Below are 20,859 nucleotides of genomic sequence, written 5' to 3'. Positions count from 1 at the left end.
TGGTTTGCTGGCTGTAGCAACCGGGCGGAGTACGCACGATGAGTAGAGCGATCCCGTTGATAGCCCTTCGCACCTTCGTGGAAGTGTGTAAGGTCGGCAGCATGAAACGTGCGGCGGATCACCTGTGCGTGTCGCCTGCGGCCATCAGCCAGCAGATCAAGGGCCTCGAAGACCAGATCGGCAAACGCCTGTTCGAGCGCGACGCCAAGGGCATTCAACTCACCGCCAGCGGCCGGACCCTGTACGACGAACTGAGCGGCACCTTCGACGTGATCGAAAAGGCCTGGTCAGGCGCCGCGCTCAAACAACCCCGCCAGACCCGACTGGCCATCAGCACCACCTCCACCATTGCAAGCTCCTGGCTGATCCCGGCACTGGGCAGCTTCAAGGAACGTTGCCCGACCATCGAAATCTCGATCCAGATCTGCAACGGCCTCTCAGATCTCAAGCACGGCCATGTGGATATCTCGATTCAGCGCGAAATGGCCGCCAGCCCCGACAACCACGCCACCCGCCTGTGGTCGTCCTACCTGATCCCCGTATGCAGCCCCGACCTGCTGGCCAAGCAACGCAACATCGAAAGCCCACAGGACTGCCTGACTTATCCACTGCTGCAAGACACCGAACGCAACTATTGGAAGGTGTGGATGAACGCTTTCGGCATGGGCAACCGCAAAATGATCCAGGGCTCCAGCTACGGCGACGAGTCCCTGTTGATAAGTGCCGCCTGTGCCGGCCAGGGAATCGCCCTCGTCAACAGCGTGTTCGCCTCCGAAGCCCTGCAATCACGGCGGCTGGTGCAAGTCACCCATGCCACCTCAGAGCTGAAGTTCGATTACTTCGTGTACTGCGCCAAGGAACGGCGGGAGGAATGGGCGATTGTGGAGTTCATGAAGTGGGCGGTGCAGCAGGCCGGTAAGTCCGCCCGGGGTGCGGAGGTTGAGGTGGATGCAGCTTAGGCGTTGTCCTTTGTGACACATAATGCCCCAGTTCCTGCATGGAACACGTATCATTCGTTGGTTCCGGGAGATGGTGATCGAGTTTTCCGAAATTGAAACTGACTAGAGATGATCCGTGTTCCGCCCTTTGCAGCCTCACAAAGAGCAAACGTAAACTATCCCAACCTGAAAAATTGCAGGTTCCACGTATAGGCAAGAGCGCACACGACTGATGAGTCATCGGGATCGAAATGTTCATACGTCAAGAAAAGTTGTCTCCTGTTCTCCCAGACCCATCAGGCCGTCCCGCCCCATCGGGACTTAGGCCCTGCCTCAGTTCTATCAGGCGCCGGCCTAGCCAAATGCCTCTTTGACTAAGCTGTCGAACATGCTGTATGCCGACATTGCCTCACGACGGTAATCCTCGTCGCTGGAGTCTAGGGGCGTAACCCGTAAGGTCTCGATCTCGATGACGTTGGTGGTCGCATCATGTTGGTATTGCAGTACGACCGAAATACCATAGTTATCACCACATAGGCTGTAACAGACATTCATGTATTTCGGCTTGAGCAGTGCCAAGTTGTACATCTGGCTATATATGGCCAAGGCACAGACCCTAGCTTGGCAGGATGCGGCGAACGCCGACTTGGGCAGTTTCTCGGCGTAGGCGGCGTCGCCGATCACATGCACATCCGGTACTAGTAGGGACTCCAGGGTCTGAGTATTGACTGGACACCAGCCATGTTCGGCGGTCAGGCCGTTGTGCCGTGAAAAATCGTCAGCCTGCTGGGGAGGGATGATGTTGATAACCTGGCCGCTGACCGGACCACCCTCGGTCAGCAACTGTCTCGTGGCTTCGTCGAAACCTTGTACGGTCCCGCCCTCCAAGGCACCGATCCACTCGATATTGGCATGTTCGGTACCATAGCCGTAGAAACGTCTCCAAGCCTGCTCGAATTGCGCTTGCTTGGCGAACCGCGGCTTGGCATCCAGGACGATCACCCGCGAATCGGGCTTGTGGGTCTTGAGATAATCGGCGATCAGGCTGGCCCGTTCATACGGCCCTGGCGGACAGCGATAATCGTCCACCGGAACCGAGATCAGAACATTGCCGCCATTGGGCATGGCCTCCAGTTGTTGCCGGAGCAGGCGCAGTTGCTCCCCCCCGCCCCAGGCATGAGGTACACGGCTGGCCACCCCGCCGCTGTAACCAGCGATGCTGTCGTACTTGTAGCCAATGCCCGTCGCCACCACGCAGCGGTCGTAGCCGAGCACCGCGCCGTCAGCGAGTCTGACCTGCTTGCGCCTAGCATCGATTGAGCGCGCCTTTTGATGGACTACCTTAATGCCCTCGACACGTAACTGCTCGTAACCGAAGACCAGTGTTTCTTCGTTACGCTTGCCCACCAGATACTCGCCACCCAGCAGACAGCAATGATACTGTCGGCTGGGCTCGACCAAAGTGATGCAGACGTTGGCATCCAGCCGCCTCAGAGTGCGCGCGAAAGTCGCACCGGCAAAGCCACCGCCGATTACCACCACAGCATAAGATCGAGTCGCGGCGGGCACCACCGGTCCCGCAAAAGCCTGGAACGAGGATGCGCCAATCCCCGTGGCTAGCCACTTGAGCAGCCGTCTGCGTTGATAGTTCATCGAGGTAGAGTCTCTTGCGAGCAACATTGCAGGTACTCCAGAATCTGCTCCAATTCCTCGCCTTTGAGGGCTAATATCGCACTTGCCATTTCCTCTGGCATCGCTCGTTGGCCTGTGGTCATATCCTTCAGCACTCCGCGCATATACCGCGCATTCTGTCCTTTAACATAAGGCGTATTCGCCTGCTTTTCATGGCAGGTGGAACAGTGTTGCGCATACAGCCGCTCGCCATGCTCGTGAGCCTGGGGCACGGTCGTCCCTGAAGGGCCTTTCGGCAGACCGCTGTAATACTCGGCGAACTGTCTGAGCGTCTGGTCTTCATACCCTTCCAACACCCGGTTCATGATGGTGCCTTTGAGGGTACCGTCGCGATAGGCCGCAAGGGTCTTGTATAGATAGATCTCGGACTGGCCCGCCAGCGAAGGAATCGCTCCCGGCGTGCTCTGCCCTTCAAAACCGTGGCAATTGATACAACCGTTGCTCAACATTAAGGGCTCCCCACGGCTGCCGGCTTGCAGACTGGGAATCGAAAAAACGAGGCCGATCAACAACGACCCGATACCTACGCGCATAGCCTCGACTCTCTTTATGCTTGGTATCGGCCACTGCACCCGCAGCGGCCGAGTTATCCCATCGATCAGTCAGTGAGTACGTTGCTCATGTACACCTTGGTGTGACGTAAATATTCCTTGGGAATGGGGTAGCCGCCGTAGGCTTTCACATGGCCGTCGATGTAGCCGCTCATGGCTTCGCGCGAAGCGAATATCTGCTTGGCCCGCTCGAAGGTCGCCGCGTCGCGGTAGATCATCAGGTGGATCAGCGGCTCGCCGAGTTCAGTGGGGATCAGGTTGACTACCTTGACCCCCTCCTTCGACTTACCAGCATAAGCCTGTGTGGACGCGACCAGGGAGGTGACGAAGGTATTGAGGAACGCCTCTTCCTCCCCCTTGGGGGGCTCGAAAATGATGGTCATGGCCTTGCTGGTAGAGGTCGCGGCCAGGGCTGTCGGGACCTGAGTCTGAGCCCATGTCTGGCTGCCAAAAAACCACAGGAGGCCGGCCAGCCCAAGACGCGCGGTAAGGTTGTTCATCGCTATCACCGTTATAGTACTGATGGATTATTTTTTATGCCTAGCCGAGCACGTCTGGCGAGCAGGCTCGGAGGGTGGACTCGAGGCGTTCTCATTTATGCAACACGACTGAAATCATGCGTCCATCTAGGTCCGCCGTCGGGTCGGCAGTATCCCTGGGGGCAACCTGCACCGAGCTGATTTCCACCCGACGATAGTGTTCGAACATCACTCGCTGGTACTCCAGCGGCAACAAGGGCAGGATGCAAAACAGGGCCAGACGCCCGCCATCGCCGAGCAGCGACTGGGCGGCGAACTTGAGGAAACTGAGGTTCTCCTCGTCAACCGCCGCCATGTCATCGGCGAACGGGTCGAAGAAGATCGCCGAATAACGCTGGGTCCCGGAATCAAGCTGCTGCCAGTAACCGGGTTGTATGTGAATATTTGTGCGCGTTTTCTTCCAGTGCTCGGCCTTGGCCAACACTTGTGGGTGGGGCTCGACAATCGTATGGAACGCCGGGCCGAACTCCTGCAGGATGCTGGCCGAGATGCCCATGCCGAAGCCGATTTCGAGCAGCCGGTCGTCAGGCGTGAGCTTGAGGTCCTCGACCATCCTGCGAATCAGTGGCCTCTCCCATTCATGCATGACGTACTCGTCGCCGATGCGCAGCGAATCGCCGGTGTAAACCGCCTCTGTCGCCAGATAGTCCTTGCGTTGCGGGTCCATGAGTACTCCTTTTCTCTTCACTCAGTCTAGGTTCGGCTATCACGCCAACAGGGTTGTGGCGTCACCTCACCAGTTTCAATTCGGGCCTGCCGACGAAGGCTTGCGCCGGCGTTACATTCGACTTCAGCAGCAGGGTCTGGAATCCCCCCTTGAACGCAACCCTGGCAAGGATCGCGATACTCAACTCTTCGAGGTACAGCGAAAAGCCCTGCAACGCCTGCAAGGGCAGGCCGACAAGCACGGCGTAAACGATCTCCAGCAGCAACTGGTCTAGATAGATCACCAAGGTTCTTTCGCTATGCCGGCGGAAAATCGCTTCCAGTTCGATGGCAAGTCCGTGATAGAGAGTGTTCAGGCTCTGGCTGCCGTCGCGACCAGCATAGGGCTCAAACAACCAGTCCATCTTGCGGGCCCCGTGGACCTGCTGCGGGTCGTAAATCTCCTGCTCGAAGACCAGAGTCTGTATCTCAAGGTCGCCAGCCAGCGCCAGGACCGGGGCATAGCAGTCCGAGCGGCCGGACAGCACCAGCAAGTCGCGATGCGCTCGCTGCAGCGTGTGCAGGTGGCTTTGCAATGACGCCTCGTCGAACTCCCGCGCACGGCGCATGAGAATCACGTTCATCTCGTCACTCTCCTCAAGCCAGCCTCGCAGGCCGCCAACGCCTCGATATGTCGGGTGCGGGTCGCGCCGACGATACAAGCGTCGACCTGCCGATGATGAAATGCGTAGTCCAGCGCAGGCTCCAGAGGAATGTCCCCTCCCGCCAAGCAATGCACTGCGTAAAGGCGGGACCGGGCCTTGATCTGGCGCAAGTAGCCGCCGTAGCTCCCACATTGCATGTTCAGCAGGTTGACTGGTACCGCAGCGCCGGCGAACGATCGCGTGCTCAATACATGCAGGAAGCCGGCGCTAGGATGAAACCCTAAAAGAATCCGCGAGGCGGCCGGAATGATCGCCTCCATCTGCCGCAGGATCGAGTCGAGCAAAGCGTATTGCTGTTGCGCGAGTAGAATGTCCACCCAGTCGCCCCCTACGGTCACCAGACCTGGGTGGAAACAGCGGACGATATCGAGGTCTTCGGCTATCTGTTGCGGATCGGCGGCGAAGGTATAGCCAGAGGCGGTGTAGTAGTAAGCCGGGTTGGCCTGGACCTGACGGGCACTGATGCTCTGCCCCGTTGCCTGCTCGGTTACCCGAAGCAGAAATCGTGAATGATAGATATGCCGCGTTCGTAGACCACCTGCCAAGGCATTGCTGACAGCCTTCGCCGTGGGCCAGTCACCGCTGGCCACGCCTAGACCGGAGCTGGCCATGACCCTGCGCACGATCCTCTCGACTTGTTGCGCCGAGTAGGGACTGTCGTAACGTTTGAGAAACCCCCGGTCGCCCAGGTACAGAATCGGCTCATCCATGACTATTATCCTTGCACCAGGCAATCAGCGAGCTAGCTCGCCGAGCTCAATGTCATGCTCCAGTCGGCAACGATGATCCACCAACACCAGAGTGTTGCCGCTACGCTCGACGTAACGGTGCAACGCTTGCACACGCTCGGCCAGCTGCTCGACGCGCAAAGCTCTGAACGGCTCATCCAGCAACAATAGATGGTGGCGATCTTCCGGTAACGCGCTCAGCCAGGTATCCAGCCAGTTGCTCGCCCCGGGCTCACAACCAAGCAGCGCCAAGGCATTCCAGTCCAGGTAATAACGGGTTAGTGTCAGGGCCTGTCCAGCGCCCGCTTCTTCGATGACCACGTCGCTGATACCGGCCACGCCCTTGAGGTACTCGCTCTTACCGGAGCCAGAGGGCCCTGACAGCGAATACAAGCGGCCCCGTTCCAGCCTCAGGGCGCGATAGGCGCGTTGAGCAGCAAAGGGGGCGATGTGCAGGCTCTGCCCGACGATCTCCACGCCCACAGAGCTTTTGGGGCGGGCAAAATGTTGTAGGCGCTCCACCGACACCGACTGTGATTTGAAACCTGTAATGGCTATAAATACGTTGGATAGGTCGGAACGCACCAACAGCAAGGCCGTAACCGAGAGCACAAAAGCCGAATCGCTGGTCAGATAGAGGCTGCCCATCAGGACCACCAAGACAATCACCAGATCACTAAGCAAGGTGCAACTGGCCGCCGTGACAGTGCGGGTGATCACACTGCGCATGCGGGTGATGTAGAAATGCTTCAGCCCCTCGGCTACCGCACCACGTTGCGTGAGCGCCAGCCAGCCGCCCATCCGCTCGCCCCCCCCGCCAGCGGCCCGGGAAATGGCAAACGCCACATGACCTGAGCGTAGTAGTGAGTCGAATCCCTTTACGCTCTCCAACCGTGTCTGATAGAGCTCGTTGATCGAAAGCCGGTACAACAACGCCAACATGCCGCCGAACAGTAGCGCCACGCTGATGCCTAGCAGACCGAACCCCATCCACAAAACCGCGCCATTGCACAGCAACAACGCGATGATCCAGGCAATGTCGTGGACATACCAAGCGATGCGTTCGAATGTTGTAGTTACATCGCGAGAAACTACCTGCAGCGCATCGGCCAGGCTGGTTACCCGAATGTCTCGCAGGCCATCGGTGAACAATCGGGAAAAGCGGCTGCGCAACAAATTCTCGATAAACAGGCCGGCAGCGATTCCTGTTCCTACTCCCGCCACGGCATACAAAAGAACCTGCCAAGGCGAAAAACCCGCCTCTGGCAGCATCATCTTGGCCGCATAGCTCATCATCATCGCCGGCACCAACAACATCAGCACGCCCGAGCAGCAGTACTTGAACAAATCGCCGAGACTGAAGCGCGTGTGCGCCTCGCCGCTGGCTGGCACCCTCGAAGCCGTCCGCTCGTCGACCTGCGCCGGTGAGCCCTCGCGCTGCTCTATCGCTCCTGCAGCCGATGGGCTGAAGCTAACCCAGGAGAGGCGCTCCAAGGCATCTTTCACTGCCAGCGCTGCTGCGGTATCCAACACCGAGAAGTCGTGATCGATACTTAGCGTCCCGCCCTGCATATGAGCCAGAAATACCCCGCGCAGCAGTTGCAGGCGCAGGCGCTGTCCAGCAGAAAGGTTGCTCCCGTCCAGCTCAATGGGCACTTGCAGGACCTGCTGTGGGTCCTCTCCAAGCTCGGGCACTAACCGGAAAGCGACCAGCAACATCTGCAGATCCTCTTGCGGGATCTCCAGTGGACCAGGAATAAGTTCAACCAGCGCCGCAGGCCAGATCGGCCAGTCGGCATCGAACTTGATCACGCTGCCCGTCTGATCGACGCCAAAGGGTCGCAATACCGGATGCCTTGAGGAGTTCTGATATAGGTCATTGAGCGCCTCCAGGGAGCGGCCGACGGTCTTGTAACTCACATAGGAGCGGGGCAACGCGAGCACTGCCGCCAGCAACGGAATGCTCAGCCAGAAAATAGCCCCATCCCAGACCATGACCGATTCCGAGGTACCCAGCAGCCCAAGCAAGACAAAGGGAATCAAACGGCCGAAACCGATGATGTAACTGTCGGCACCGCGTAACAGCGTATCCAGGTTACGCAGAGAACGTTCGCCCGCAAGTGTTCGCTCAATGCTCTGCAAGGCCGTCCATTCAGCAAACTGCTTGAGCCACGGTCCTTCGCGCAACCATGCCGAACACTGTTCTATACGCTGCGCCGCCACGTTCATGATCCGCTGGTAATTGCGTTCCGAGAGCATCGACAGTAGATAAGAAAGCGGTAGGAATAGACTGATCACCGCAACCGCCCAGAATCCTCCGCTCCCGAAGACCAGCAACGCTAGCAGGATTGAAAGCAGCAGGAAAACCGGAATAGCCAATAGGTTAACGCTGGCACCAATGCCGTCGAGAATGACGCTGAAATCCCGTGAAACCAGCCGCTCCAGCACCGATACGTCTACCTGGGGCTCCACCTTACGCGCCAGAAGGCGCTCGAACTCGCGGCATAACTTAAGGGAGATAAAGCGTTCCAGATTGAGCTCGCTCACCACAAGCAAGAACCCGCTGATGGCCAAAAATGCCAAGAGCGCAATGTCCGCCAGCGAGATAACGGCGCTACCTTTGACCTCCACCAAAGTGCTGAGCTTGTAGATGAACAGCAGTGGAACGCTGTATTGCAACAAGGACACCAGTACATAAGCGCCGACCGCCCAAGGAGCAAGACTGAAGAACAGGCCGAAAAAACCATTGGCAATTACTCTTTCTTCGGAGCCAGCAACCGGCCGATAGTGCAATGCCGGAGTAAAACAGTACATCCACTTCACGGCAGCGCCTCCTCGCAATACATCCGACCAGACTTTAGGGCCTGTACGCGGTGCAGGCAGTCACGGATTTTCTGCAGATCGTAATAGTGGGTGGGAATCTTTCTGCAGGCGCAGTAACGGGCCACCCATTCTTCCAACGTCCACGAAAAAACCGGGCCATCCCATAAGAAGCCGCTTAAGGACAAGATGTCGAACCAGACGCTGCGCTCCAGTGAATGAGTTTCCAAGTCGAGGATGCGGACGCCATCTACTGTGACGAGCAGATGCTCCGGCTTACAGTCGCCAACGCTTATGCTTTGCAGGTCAAACGGAGGGAAGCGACAGAGGGACGACAGACAGGGATCGTCCAACTCAGGGTTACCGGGATGCCCAATGACCCGCTGAACATTCGCCAAGGCCGTGGCGTGCATCGCCGCGTAGGCCGTAATGACTCCAGGCAGGTCAGCCGGACCCGGCAGACGGCCTTGGAGAAACTCAAGCACCAGTACCTGATGTCGCACATCCTGATAGCGCATGCCTGCGATCGGCCCCGAACGAAACAGCAAGTAGCCACTGACTTCCGCCGCATAGGCCTCCTTGTCGAAGTAACGCTTGATCACCACTTGCTCGCCCGAGGCGATACACAGTCCGGAGCAGACCAAGGACTTCACCGACTGGCTGAGCACCCGCATAACCTGATAACGCTCCGCCAACAGCTCAGCGAGCGCCTGCCACCGAAGTTGTACCTGATCGGCGCTGAGGGGCTCCAGATGCACATGTTCAAAGGCTCTTAGCCCGCTCATGGCGCAGTCGCCAAGGATATTTCATAACTCCGCAAGGCGCGTCCATAGTCCACTTGCTCGCTGTAATACTCCAGCCAGAACGCCAGCGGGCTGTCATATCGATCGCAGACATACCACTGCGATGCTGAAAGGTTTAGCAGTTCCCATATCTGCAACTCACCGAGTAGTAGCTGGCAGAAATCGTCATAGTCGACACGGATGCCGTAGGGATAACGCTTGATCGCTTCCTCGCCTTCGACTGGCACTTCGACGAACTCGACTCTAGATACGTCCAGCAGCCATTGCTGGCAGACGCCGTCGTCCCGGGTCAATTGCAGCACAGCTCGACACGATCCAATAGGGCGCCCCAAGTAGTTACTCTGAGTCATCAGTATTTGGCCGTAGCGGGTAATCAGCCAGGCCCTGGCCATTTCATCAAGATGGGCCTTGATCAAAACTGAGTCTTGCGGAAACGTTCGGCGCCGTCTTGTCGCCGAAGAAGTCTCTGCGGGTTGCTCAGACATGCAGATCCAGTCCGCGGGCTCGCCATGCAGCGCCGACGCAACGTCGAAGCTTTCACCGGGTGCCAATGAGTGCACCGCTCGCAACATCGATAGCTCACTGCAAATCTGTGCCAGCTCAAGGTTTGACCAAGGGTGATGCGCTTTGCCGTAGGGATCGCGATAACCATTCCCCGCGAGGATTAAAGTAGGCACCCGGTTCAGCCGGCGCACCGGTTTGTTCACTAGTTCGTCCAGAAGGCGCAAGCCGGACACTCGGGTATAGCGTTGATCGAGAACCGGTAACAAGTTATCCAGCCCGAGCGACCCTTGCGCTCTGCTACCCTGGAAGTTATTGGTCATCACCATGACCTGAGGCCACGCAATGACTCCACTATTGACATCGGTAAAGTAGGCATCGGCAATACGCGTATCGGACTGGATGAACATCGCCTCGCGACCCTGATGCTCGACATGCAATGACGCTACCCGACAATCCCAAAACAATACCTCGGTGCGGGGCATGTAAAATCGCAGGCTCATCGAGCCGATGACGAACTCGACCTGAGAATCAATCCGCTGAACCTCGTAACCGCATGTACGAACAATTGCCTCAGCCGCGCCGGGAAACAGTTCTGGGACATAGACCACTTTGCGCTTGAGCAAATGCCCGTAGTCCGACGACAGCCTGCGCAATGACGCCGGGTGAAAATGCTGCAGATGCTCGGTTGTCAAGACAATGCCATCCACGGGCGGCATGCGCTGCAGATCGACAATGCGCGCCGGGACTATCGTGAACTGTCGGTTTGCGTCGGAACCGAAGCCGCTATCTAGCACCGGATCTATCAACACATGGCTATTGCCAGCCCGCAGCGACCAGCTTTCGTGACCGATCATCGTAGCCTTCATGGACGCACCTCCAGGTCCCGCATGGTGCGCCTGATGATTTTCGCCAAGAGCTCAGGACTGCCGTTCTCGCCGTAGTAGCTGTAGAAGAACGGAATCAGACCATCAAAGATGCCATCTTCAAACCAAGACTGGACCGAAACGCCCACGATGTCCCAGATCTGCAAGTCCCCCTCGACCATGCCGATGAAGTCCACTAAGGGCAGACGTACACCGAAGGGATACTGAGCCACCAGCGATTCGAGCTGGCTGTGTATCTCAGTTTCAAACTGACCGTTGATCAGGTTAAGCGCATAGCTGTCCTGACGCCCCACTGCATGCGAGAAAAAATTGAACACTATTCTTTTCGGACCGAGCTTACGGCCCTTGTAGTGGGACATCGCCAATGCCTTGCGCCCGGTGATAAACAGCATCAAGCTTTTCGCCAAACGCTGCAGCTCGGTTTCCGCGCATCGCAACAGCTCCTCATACGTCTCGGCGTTCTGGACATCCGGGCGCACTGAAGAAACCACCCCAACGGTCTTGCCGGCCTCGATGAACTGTTCCAGCTCCTTGATCAGTAAACTGTGCTGCATTTTATCCAATTGGACCCAGTCGATAGCCGACTGAGATTTAGGATCAGACTCGAGGGTAAAGGCTTCACCTGGTAATAAGCCGACAATATTGGTGTCCAGGCTGAGCTGATTGGCCAACCGGCTCAGTGTAGGCTGTTCGGAAAACGGGAAAGCGGCGAATTCACCCAAGCGCTTAATGAACCCACCTCCGCAAAGCGCGATGTTCTCGGGTTGCACCGGAAAGTCTTCCATGTAACTGGTCAGCACAGCGCTCAGCACACCGATCCCCAGAGGACCGACCTTACGGTTGCTATCGCTTGCGTTCTTCCCCCAGTTTTCCAAAGACTGAAAAGCTCCCGGAGGCGAGACCCTGGAGTTGTTCGAGACGATCACTAACTTGGGCGGTGCCAGTTGCCCTTCGACGATATCGGTCTTGAACACTTCAGACACCAAGGCATCCACGGCAATGAAGACGCCATTCCTCGGCTGCTCGGCTTCTTCAATATGCACCTGGGTAACGCGACTTTCCCAGAAAGCGGTCTTCGGATCCGCCGGGTAGAAGCGCAGGCTCAAGTCACCAACCCGCATCGGCTGTGCATCGTTGACTTGAGTAAGGGTGAAGCCTAGATCTCGGATGCATTGCTTTACCGGTTCGACCATGGTCGCCCCTACAACAAAACAGGCTGAGCGCGGCAACAGGTTAAGCGACCGAATATCGAAATGATCCGAATGCTCGTGGCTGAGAAAAATCAGATCTACGTCCGATAGCGCGGCCGTATCTACCGTGCGCGGTGGATAGATCTCAATCCGGTGCTCATCCGCTAGACCAAAGTCTTCACATAACAGCGGATCAATCAGCATCTTGGTGCCTCCATGTTCCACGAGCCACGTTTGATGACCTATAAAGATTGCCCTCATGTCCACCTCCCTGGAAGACTGCTCAATACTCACAACCCAAAAAGTGTAAAAGCAAGAGATGGCTCTCCTGCTTTTTGGAGTCAGTTCATCGGTGGTACGCGCAGCTAGCCGCCTTAGTATCGGAAGCACGTGTTTTGGATTTCTTGATGGCCTCGCTCAAGATCTGTAACTCTTCCGTGCTGAAGAGGACTTTTTCGTTATCCTGATGGTTACGTGCACTTGTACGTTGCTGGGTTTTCTGGTTCATGATTCGCTCCTTGCCTAATAGTATGCAGGTACCCTTTGAAACTAATGGCGCCCTGTAAAAGCCTAGTCGCTAACAGGCAGCGACATGCAGAGACTAGAGCACACGATGACGTGCCCGCAATAGAGAATAGGAGTCGACAGTGTTTTTAGGAAATTTCCTACAGCATGGCAGGAGATTTCTAAATTTTGAGCTAAATGCACAACATACATGCAGGGTCACATAACGTCTCGACATCGTTATTAATCGAATATCCGGCAAGTTTATCGCACCGAGCGTCATCCTGTAGTTCATAGGGGTTCCGCCGCGCGGCAATGTTGGCTCACTGGGCAACCGGTCAACGCTAGCAAGCATTACTTTGGCGGAGAACGTATAAACATGAGATGATTCGGGAAAGCATAAGTCCCGCTATTGAACTGCTTTACCGAGCACGATCACTTTGAAGGCTTGGATCGATATTTTCGTGCAGAAAGCAGAGTGCCGAAATGCAAAAAACAACGAAACGTACAGAGTTTATCCATATAATAAAAAGTAATATAAACTCAGCAGCATCTACCATGTTAAACTTCGACGCACCATCAAATATTGGTTAGATTTTTCTGTATCTGACTGGTCATGGCGACTGAAGCAGAAGCCAGTCTTAATCTACTAACAACATCTAACGCTTTGAATAATAAACTTTATCGAACCACAACCTCTAATGACTGTATTTTTCGAAGAAAGTGGCAGATAAGCAACTTAACAAAAATGCTACGCCTCTGAAGAATTTAGGATTTCCCTACCATCTGCTTGCTTGAAAGTAGTGTACCGAGCTCAATATAGGAGCTCATCGCCGGTCCGCGCCGTATGCGCAAACCCCGTATAACCTGAAACTTGCATAAGATCTAGTTAGGGATTCGATGCAGTCTGATTGATGCCTTCACTGTTAGCTGAATACCTGTTTGCGTAAAAGTGGAAGACTGCATCCCCCGTTATCCCTGAGCTGCTGTATTCGCGGCACCAGAATAGTCATCCTCCACGTAAACAATCGGACGCTTGTAACAGTTAAGACGCACAAGCGACCGTTGTAACTCACAAAATATATAAACTGACGCCTTGTGGACAACTCACTCCACAGTCACCGACTTCGCCAGATTACGCGGCTGATCGACGTCCGTTCCCTTCAGCACCGCCACGTAGTACGACAGCAACTGCAGGGGGATGGTGTAGAGGATCGGGGCCAGGGCGTCGATGATGTGCGGCATCGCGATGACGTGGGTGCCTTCGCCGTTGTTGAGGCCGGCTTGTTCGTCGGCGAAGACGATCAGTTCGCCGCCGCGGGCGCGGACTTCCTGCAGGTTGGATTTGAGCTTTTCCAGCAGTTCGTTGTTGGGCGCGACGGTGACCACCGGCATGTCGCTGTCCACCAGCGCCAGCGGGCCGTGTTTGAGTTCGCCGGCCGGGTAGGCTTCGGCGTGGATGTAGGAAATCTCCTTGAGCTTCAAGGCGCCCTCCATCGCCACCGGGAACTGTGCGCCACGACCCAGGAACAGGGTGTGATTCTTTTCGGAGAACAGTTCGGCGACTTTTTCCACGGTGCCGTCCATTGCCAGTGCTTCGCCCAGACGGGTCGGCAGGCGGCGCAGTTCTTCGACCAGTTCGGCTTCGACGCCCTCGGCCAGTGTGCCTTTGACCTGGCCCAGGGACAGGGTCAGGAGCATCAGCGCGACCAGTTGGGTGGTGAACGCCTTGGTCGACGCGACGCCGATTTCCGGGCCGGCCTGGGTGAGCAAGGTCAGGTCCGACTCACGCACCAGTGAGCTGATGCTGACGTTGCAGATGGCCAGGCTTGCCAGGAAGCCCAGTTCCTTGGCGTTGCGCAGTGCAGCCAGGGTGTCGGCGGTCTCACCGGATTGCGAGATCGAGACGAACAGGGTGTCGGGCTGGACCACCACCTTGCGGTAGCGGAATTCGCTGGCGACTTCGACCTGACATGGAATGCCCGCCAGGCCTTCGAGCCAGTAACGCGCGACCATACCGGCGTGGTAGCTGGTGCCGCAGGCAACGATCTGCACGTTGCGCACTTTGGCGAACAGCTCGGCTGCCTGCGGACCGAAGGCCTGTACCAGTACCTGCTGCTGGCCGAGACGGTTTTCCAGGGTGCGCTGCACGACCTTTGGCTGCTCGTGGATTTCCTTGAGCATGAAGTGGCGGAACTCGCCCTTGTCGGCGGCTTCGGCGCCTTCGCGGTACTGCACGGTTTCACGCTCGACCGGCAGGCCGGCGGCGTCCCAGATCTGCACGCTGTCGCGGCGGATTTCGGCGATGTCGCCTTCTTCCAGGTACATGAAACGGTCGGTCACCTGGCGCAGGGCCAACTGGTCAGAGGCCAGGAAGTTTTCACCCAGGCCCAGGCCCACTACCAGCGGACTGCCGCTGCGGGCGGCAACCAGACGGTCCGGCTGACGTGCACTGATGACGGCCAGGCCATAGGCGCCGTGCAATTCCTTCACAGTGGCTTTCAGGGCGGCGGTCAGGTCCGGCGTGTCCTGCATTTTGTGATGCAGCAGATGGACGATGACTTCGGTGTCGGTGTCCGAGGTGAACAGGTAGCCCAGCCCCTTCAGACGCTCGCGCAGCGGCTCGTGGTTTTCGATGATGCCGTTGTGGACAACTGCCAGCTCGCCGCTGGAGAAATGCGGGTGAGCGTTGTGCTCGACCGGCGCACCGTGGGTCGCCCAGCGGGTGTGGGCGATGCCCAGACGGCCAGCCAGTGGCTCGCCGGCCAGCGATTGCTCCAGCTCGTTGACCTTGCCAACGCGGCGGCGGCGCTCAAGCACACCGGCGTTGCTGAAAAGCGCCACACCGGCGCTATCGTAGCCGCGGTACTCGAGGCGCTTGAGGCCTTCGAGCAGGATGGCAGTGACATTACGTTCAGCGACGGCGCCGACAATTCCACACATGGTCTTCTCCTAGGAAACAGCGGCGCAGATCAAAGTAACGCCGCGGGCCTGAATTTGTTCGCGTGCCTCCTGAGGCAGGCGATCATCGGTAATGAGGGTATGGACGCTGCTCCAGGGCAATTCCAGATTGGGGATCTTGCGGCCGACCTTGTCGGCTTCCACCATCACGATCACTTCGCGGGCCACTTCAGCCATGACACGGCTCAGGCCCAGCAGCTCGTTGAAGGTCGTGGTGCCACGCGTCAGATCGATGCCGTCGGCACCGATGAACAGCTGATCGAAGTCGTAGGAACGCAGGACCTGTTCGGCGACCTGCCCCTGAAACGACTCGGAATGAGGGTCCCAGGTGCCGCCTGTCATCAGCAGCACCGGTTCGTGCTCCAGTTCACCGAGTGCGTTGGCAACGCTCAGGGAGTTGGTCATGACGACCAGGCCCGGTTGCAGGCCCAGTTGAGGAATCATCGCGGCGGTGGTGCTGCCGCTGTCGATGATGATCCTGGCGTGTTCGCGGATTCGCGCCACTGCAGCGCGAGCGATGGCCTGCTTGTACCTGGACACCGGCTGGCCGGGCTCGCCGATCAGTTCCTGCGGCATGGGCACCGCGCCACCGTAGCGACGCAGCAGCAGGCCGTTGCTTTCCAGTGCCGCAAGATCCTTACGAACCGTAACTTCGGAAGTTTCGAAACGCCGGGCCAAGGCTTCCACACTCACTTCGCCCTGCTCGTTGAGCAAGGCGAGGATGTTGTGGCGACGTTGGGGAGTATTTCGTTTCGACATTTCGCGCTTAAGTTTCGTTTCGAAAGATAACGATGCGAATGGAAACCTATCGAAAGATTTTCGTCAAGCAGGATGCGCAAATTTCATCACGCACGGCCCGAAACCGCCCAAGGGGCGATCCGGGACCCGTTGTGGATAACTTACTTCTTGATCTTGACCGGGCGCTTCCAGCCATCGATGTTGCGCTGGCGTGCCCGGGCGACGCCCAGTTGCTCGGCGGCAACGTCCTGAGTAATGGTCGAACCGGCTGCGGTGGTGGCACCGGTGCAGATATCCACAGGGGCGACCAGCGAGTTGTTGGAACCGATGAACACGTCTTCACCCAGCACGGTCTTGTGCTTGTTGGCACCGTCGTAGTTGCAGGTGATGGTGCCGGCGCCAATGTTGCTGCGCGCACCGATGACCGCGTCTCCCAGGTAGGTCAGGTGACCCGCCTTGGCGCCCTCACCCAGGTGTGCATTCTTCAGCTCGACGAAGTTACCCACATGGGCGCGAGCCTCCAGTACGCTGCCAGGGCGCAGGCGGGCGAACGGACCGGCATCGGCAGCCTCACCGACGATGGCGCCTTCCAGATGGCTGTTGGCCTTGATGATCGCGCCCTTGCGCAGGGTGCTGTCCTTGATGACGCAGTTCGGGCCGATGGAAACGTCGTCCTCTATGACGACCGTGCCTTCCAGGATGACGTTGATGTCGATCAGCACATCACGGCCAACAGTGACCTCGCCCCGCACGTCGAAACGCGAAGGATCACGCAGGGTGACGCCCTGGGCCATCAGGCGGTGCGCTGCACGCAACTGATAATGCCGCTCAAGCTCGGCGAGCTGCTTGCGATCGTTGGCGCCCTGCACTTCCATGGCGTCCAGCGGTTGCGCGGTGGCGACAGTCAGACCGTCGCTGACGGCCATGGCGATGACGTCGGTCAGGTAGTACTCGCCCTGGGCGTTGTTGTTCGACAGGCGACCCAGCCAGTCCGCCAGACGCTTGCCGGGCACCGCCAGAATGCCGGTGTTGCCTTCCTTGATAGCTTTTTCGGCCTCTGTGGCGTCCTTGTGCTCGACGATCGCGCTGACGCGATTCTGCGCGTCCCGCACGATGCGGCCGTAACCGGTCGGATCGTTCAGATTGACTGTCAGCAGGCCCAACTGCTGGTCGTTTACCAAGGTCAACAGGCGGTTGAGCGTTTCGACTTCGATCAGGGGCACGTCACCGTAAAGGATCAGCACGGTATCGGCGTTGAGTGCAGGCACGGCCTGGGCGACCGCATGGCCGGTACCCAGTTGCTTGTCTTGCAGAACGAAATTCAGATCATCGGCCGACAGGCGCTCACGTACCTGATCGGCGCCGTGGCCGATCACCACTTGAATGCTTTGTGGAGACAGCTGGCGCGCGCTGTGGATAACGTGGCCCAGCATGGAGTTGCCGGCGACAGGGTGCAGCACCTTGGGCAAGGCCGAGCGCATGCGTGTGCCTTGGCCGGCGGCAAGAATGACGATATCGAGAGACATGAAGAGATTCCAGACGAGCGCAGCCACAGCTGTGCAGATGATTCAAAAGAAGGGCCGATGTACAAAGGCTTGAAAAAGAAAAAGGGTAGCCGAGGCTACCCTTTTACTCAATCGCGCATAAGCGTCGTTGGCCTTAGCCGCCGAACTTCTTGCGAATTTGCTGAACGGTGCGCAGCTGGGCTGCGGCCTCCGCCAGACGTGCAGCAGCAGATCCGTAATCGAACTCCGCGCCGCGTTCATGCAGTGCTTTCTCGGCAGCCTTGACGGCTTCCTGAGCAGAGGCTTCGTCCAGGTCGGCAGCGCGTTGCACGGTATCGGCAAGCACTTTGACCATGTTCGGTTGAACCTCAAGGAAACCACCGGAGATGTAGAACACCTCGGCTTCTCCACCCTGCTTGATCAGACGGATAGGACCCGGCTTCAGATCAGTGATCAGCGGCGCGTGACCTGGAGCAATACCGATATCACCCAGGTTACCGTGTGCAATCACCATCTCGACCAGACCGGAGAAAATCTCTCCTTCCGCGCTGACGATATCGCAATGGACTGTCATAGCCATTTGCTTGCCTCAACCTGATTAGCGCCCGTTGCCGGGCGCCTGGATTACAGTTTCTTGGCTTTCTCGATCGCTTCTTCGATGCCGCCGACCATGTAGAACGCTTGTTCTGGCAGATGGTCGTACTCACCGGCGAGGATGCCTTTGAAGCCAGCAATGGTGTCTTTCAGGGAAACGTATTTACCCGAAGCACCCGTGAAGACTTCAGCCACGAAGAACGGCTGCGACAGGAAGCGCTGAATCTTACGAGCGCGGGATACCAACTGCTTGTCGGTTTCCGACAGCTCGTCCATACCCAGGATCGCGATGATGTCTTTCAGCTCTTTGTAGCGCTGCAGAACGTACTGGACGCCGCGAGCGGTGTCGTAGTGGTCCTGGCCGATAACGTTCGGGTCCAGCTGGCGCGAAGTCGAGTCCAGTGGGTCAACCGCTGGGTAGATACCCAGGGAAGCGATGTCACGGGACAGAACGACGGTGGCGTCCAAGTGGGCGAAGGTGGTCGCTGGCGACGGGTCGGTCAAGTCGTCCGCAGGTACGTAAACGGCCTGGATCGAGGTGATCGAACCTTCTTTGGTCGAAGTGATGCGCTCTTGCAGCACGCCCATCTCTTCAGCCAGGGTCGGCTGGTAACCTACTGCGGAAGGCATACGGCCCAGCAGTGCGGATACTTCGGTACCGGCCAGTGTGTAACGGTAGATGTTGTCGACGAACAGCAGAACGTCGTTACCTTCGTCACGGAACTTCTCGGCCATGGTCAGGCCGGTCAGAGCAACGCGCAGACGGTTTCCCGGCGGCTCGTTCATCTGGCCGTATACCAGTGCCACTTTGTCCAGAACGTTGGAATCCTTCATCTCGTGGTAGAAGTCGTTACCCTCACGAGTACGCTCACCCACACCTGCGAACACGGAATAACCGCTGTGCTCGATGGCGATGTTACGGATCAGTTCCATCATGTTTACGGTCTTGCCGACACCGGCACCACCGAACAGACCGACTTTACCGCCTTTGGCAAACGGGCAGACCAGGTCGATAACCTTGATGCCGGTTTCCAGCAGGTCGTTGCCGCCTGCCTGGTCAGCGAACGAAGGCGCTGGACGGTGAATGCCCCAACGCTCGTCAGCTTCGATCGGGCCAGCTTCGTCGATCGGGTTGCCCAGGACGTCCATGATACGGCCCAGGGTACCTTTACCAACCGGTACGGAGATGGCTGCACCGCTGTCGATGACGTCCAGACCGCGCTTCAAGCCTTCGGTGGAACCCATCGCAATGGTACGAACTACGCCGTCGCCCAGCTGCTGCTGGACTTCCAGGGTAGTTTCCGCGCCTTGTACTTTCAGCGCGTTGTAGATGCTCGGTACGCTGTCGCGTGGAAATTCCACGTCGATCACGGCGCCGATGATTTGAACGATACGTCCGCTACTCATTAGCTGGATCCTCTGAATATTTGAACCGTTAAACCGCGGCAGCGCCGCCGACGATTTCCGAGATCTCTTGGGTGATCGCTGCCTGACGCGCCTTGTTGTAGATCAGCTGCAAATCGCTGATCAGGTCACCGGCGTTGTCGGTTGCGTTCTTCATCGCGATCATCCGCGCGGCTTGTTCAGCTGCGTTGTTCTCGACCACCGCCTGGTAGACCTGCGACTCCACGTAACGGACCATCAAGCCGTCCAGCAGCTCCTTGGCGTCGGGTTCGTACAGGTAATCCCAGTGGTGCTTGAGTTCTTGATCCTGGGTTGCAACCAACGGAATCAACTGCTCGACCGTAGGCTGCTGAGTCATGGTGTTGATGAACTTGTTGGATACCACGGACAGGCGGTCAATACGGCCCTCCAGGTAGGCATCCAGCATCACCTTGACGCTGCCGATCAAATCGTTGATCGAAGGCTCTTCGCCCAAGTGGCTGATCGCAGCGACGACGTTACCGCCGAAGTTGCGGAAAAACGCCGCACCTTTGCTGCCGACCACGCACAGATCGATCTCTACGCCGTTTTCACGGTTCTTCGCCATGTCCTTGACCAAAGCCTTGAACAGGTTGGTATTCAAGCCACCGCACAGACCACGGTCACTGCTTACCACGATATAACCGACGCGCTTTACTTCGCGATCGATCATGAACGGGTGGCGGTATTCCGGGTTAGCGTTGGCAAGATGACCAATCACCTGGCGGATGCGCTCCGCGTAAGGACGGCTAGCTGCCATGCGCATTTGAGCCTTGCGCATTTTGCTGACCGCCACTTTTTCCATGGCGCTGGTGATCTTTTGCGTGCTTTTGATGCTCGCAATCTTGCTGCGAATCTCTTTTGCGCCTGCCATGTAACACCTATCAGGTTAGCAAGCGGGAGCCTCGCGACTCCCGCTGCGGCTTACCAGGTTTGGGTGGCCTTGAACTTCTCGATACCGGCTTTGAGGCCAGAATCGATTTCGTCATTGAAGTCACCCTTCACGTTGATCTTTGCCATCAAATCGGCGTGATCGCGGTTGAAGTAAGCAATCAGCGCTTGTTCGAAGCTGCCGACCTTGGCGATTTCAACGTCGGTCAGGAACCCACGCTCAGC

The 20,859-nt window shown here is 57.6% G+C and carries 17 protein-coding genes and 2 pseudogenes; 1 reads left to right on the top strand and 18 read right to left on the bottom strand.

Going from position 1 to position 20,859, the window contains the following annotated elements; all coding sequences use genetic code 11:
- Window positions 1-38: 38 nt before the first annotated feature.
- On the top strand, window positions 39-959 hold the full coding sequence (locus ACIPO9_RS02930) for a LysR substrate-binding domain-containing protein (RefSeq protein WP_400778813.1): 921 nt from the start codon (window positions 39-41) through the stop codon (window positions 957-959).
- Between the two features lie 333 nt (window positions 960-1,292).
- Here ACIPO9_RS02930 and ACIPO9_RS02925 read toward each other — a convergent pair whose 3' ends face one another.
- The 18 genes and pseudogenes from ACIPO9_RS02925 to ACIPO9_RS02840 form a co-directional block, all read right to left on the bottom strand.
- The gene (locus tag ACIPO9_RS02925) at window positions 1,293-2,591 is read right to left on the bottom strand and encodes an FAD-dependent oxidoreductase (RefSeq protein ID WP_400778811.1); all 1,299 of its coding nucleotides are present in this window, start codon (window positions 2,589-2,591) and stop codon (window positions 1,293-1,295) included.
- Window positions 2,588-3,163: a c-type cytochrome gene (locus ACIPO9_RS02920; RefSeq protein ID WP_400778810.1), complete on the bottom strand. Its 576-nt coding sequence runs from the start codon at window positions 3,161-3,163 to the stop codon at window positions 2,588-2,590. Before ACIPO9_RS02920 ends, ACIPO9_RS02925 begins: the two co-directional genes overlap by 4 nt.
- 65 nt (window positions 3,164-3,228) lie before the next feature.
- On the bottom strand, window positions 3,229-3,681 hold the full coding sequence (locus tag ACIPO9_RS02915) for a hypothetical protein (RefSeq protein WP_400778808.1): 453 nt from the start codon (window positions 3,679-3,681) through the stop codon (window positions 3,229-3,231).
- Between the two features lie 91 nt (window positions 3,682-3,772).
- The gene (locus ACIPO9_RS02910) at window positions 3,773-4,387 is read right to left on the bottom strand and encodes a hypothetical protein (RefSeq protein ID WP_400778806.1); all 615 of its coding nucleotides are present in this window, start codon (window positions 4,385-4,387) and stop codon (window positions 3,773-3,775) included.
- Window positions 4,388-4,448: 61 nt separating this feature from the next.
- Window positions 4,449-5,009, bottom strand: a complete 561-nt coding sequence (locus ACIPO9_RS02905; RefSeq protein WP_400778804.1) for a hypothetical protein — start codon at window positions 5,007-5,009, stop codon at window positions 4,449-4,451.
- Window positions 5,006-5,800, bottom strand: coding sequence for a hypothetical protein (locus tag ACIPO9_RS02900; protein ID WP_400778802.1), 795 nt, complete (start codon window positions 5,798-5,800; stop codon window positions 5,006-5,008). Before ACIPO9_RS02900 ends, ACIPO9_RS02905 begins: the two co-directional genes overlap by 4 nt.
- Before the next feature lie 24 nt (window positions 5,801-5,824).
- Entirely contained in the window at window positions 5,825-8,641 is a 2,817-nt protein-coding gene (locus ACIPO9_RS02895) for an ABC transporter ATP-binding protein (protein WP_400778800.1), read from the bottom strand.
- The gene (locus tag ACIPO9_RS02890) at window positions 8,638-9,423 is read right to left on the bottom strand and encodes a hypothetical protein (RefSeq protein WP_400778799.1); all 786 of its coding nucleotides are present in this window, start codon (window positions 9,421-9,423) and stop codon (window positions 8,638-8,640) included. The genes ACIPO9_RS02895 and ACIPO9_RS02890 overlap by 4 nt, the downstream gene beginning before the upstream one ends.
- Entirely contained in the window at window positions 9,420-10,811 is a 1,392-nt protein-coding gene (locus tag ACIPO9_RS02885; protein ID WP_400778798.1) for an MBL fold metallo-hydrolase, read from the bottom strand. The genes ACIPO9_RS02890 and ACIPO9_RS02885 overlap by 4 nt, the downstream gene beginning before the upstream one ends.
- A 1,106-nt stretch (window positions 10,812-11,917) precedes the next feature.
- Window positions 11,918-12,280: pseudogene (locus ACIPO9_RS02880) on the bottom strand (MBL fold metallo-hydrolase); the annotation flags it as partial.
- An 85-nt stretch (window positions 12,281-12,365) separates the two neighbouring features.
- The gene (locus ACIPO9_RS02875) at window positions 12,366-12,527 is read right to left on the bottom strand and encodes a hypothetical protein (RefSeq protein WP_400778796.1); all 162 of its coding nucleotides are present in this window, start codon (window positions 12,525-12,527) and stop codon (window positions 12,366-12,368) included.
- 1,103 nt (window positions 12,528-13,630) lie between these two features.
- Window positions 13,631-15,466, bottom strand: a complete 1,836-nt coding sequence (gene glmS, locus ACIPO9_RS02870) for a glutamine--fructose-6-phosphate transaminase (isomerizing) (protein ID WP_274132103.1) — start codon at window positions 15,464-15,466, stop codon at window positions 13,631-13,633.
- A gap of 9 nt (window positions 15,467-15,475) precedes the next feature.
- The gene (locus ACIPO9_RS02865; RefSeq protein ID WP_274132102.1) at window positions 15,476-16,243 is read right to left on the bottom strand and encodes a DeoR/GlpR family DNA-binding transcription regulator; all 768 of its coding nucleotides are present in this window, start codon (window positions 16,241-16,243) and stop codon (window positions 15,476-15,478) included.
- A gap of 140 nt (window positions 16,244-16,383) precedes the next feature.
- Window positions 16,384-17,748: a bifunctional UDP-N-acetylglucosamine diphosphorylase/glucosamine-1-phosphate N-acetyltransferase GlmU gene (gene glmU, locus ACIPO9_RS02860; protein WP_400778794.1), complete on the bottom strand. Its 1,365-nt coding sequence runs from the start codon at window positions 17,746-17,748 to the stop codon at window positions 16,384-16,386.
- Between the two features lie 133 nt (window positions 17,749-17,881).
- Window positions 17,882-18,307, bottom strand: coding sequence for a F0F1 ATP synthase subunit epsilon (locus ACIPO9_RS02855; RefSeq protein WP_274132100.1), 426 nt, complete (start codon window positions 18,305-18,307; stop codon window positions 17,882-17,884).
- A gap of 44 nt (window positions 18,308-18,351) precedes the next feature.
- Window positions 18,352-19,728, bottom strand: a complete 1,377-nt coding sequence (gene atpD, locus ACIPO9_RS02850) for a F0F1 ATP synthase subunit beta (protein WP_166593945.1) — start codon at window positions 19,726-19,728, stop codon at window positions 18,352-18,354.
- Between the two features lie 28 nt (window positions 19,729-19,756).
- Window positions 19,757-20,617 (bottom strand): F0F1 ATP synthase subunit gamma, encoded by an 861-nt coding sequence (gene atpG / locus ACIPO9_RS02845; RefSeq protein WP_110951681.1) that lies wholly within the window; start codon window positions 20,615-20,617, stop codon window positions 19,757-19,759.
- A 50-nt stretch (window positions 20,618-20,667) separates the two neighbouring features.
- Window positions 20,668-20,859: pseudogene (locus ACIPO9_RS02840) on the bottom strand (F0F1 ATP synthase subunit alpha); the annotation flags it as partial.

This window comes from Pseudomonas sp. NPDC090203, assembly GCF_044746765.1.
Taxonomy (GTDB): domain Bacteria; phylum Pseudomonadota; class Gammaproteobacteria; order Pseudomonadales; family Pseudomonadaceae; genus Aquipseudomonas; species Aquipseudomonas putida_AD.
Note: the sequence above shows the minus strand (reverse complement) of the source record. Positions and strands in the feature narration are given on the sequence as shown.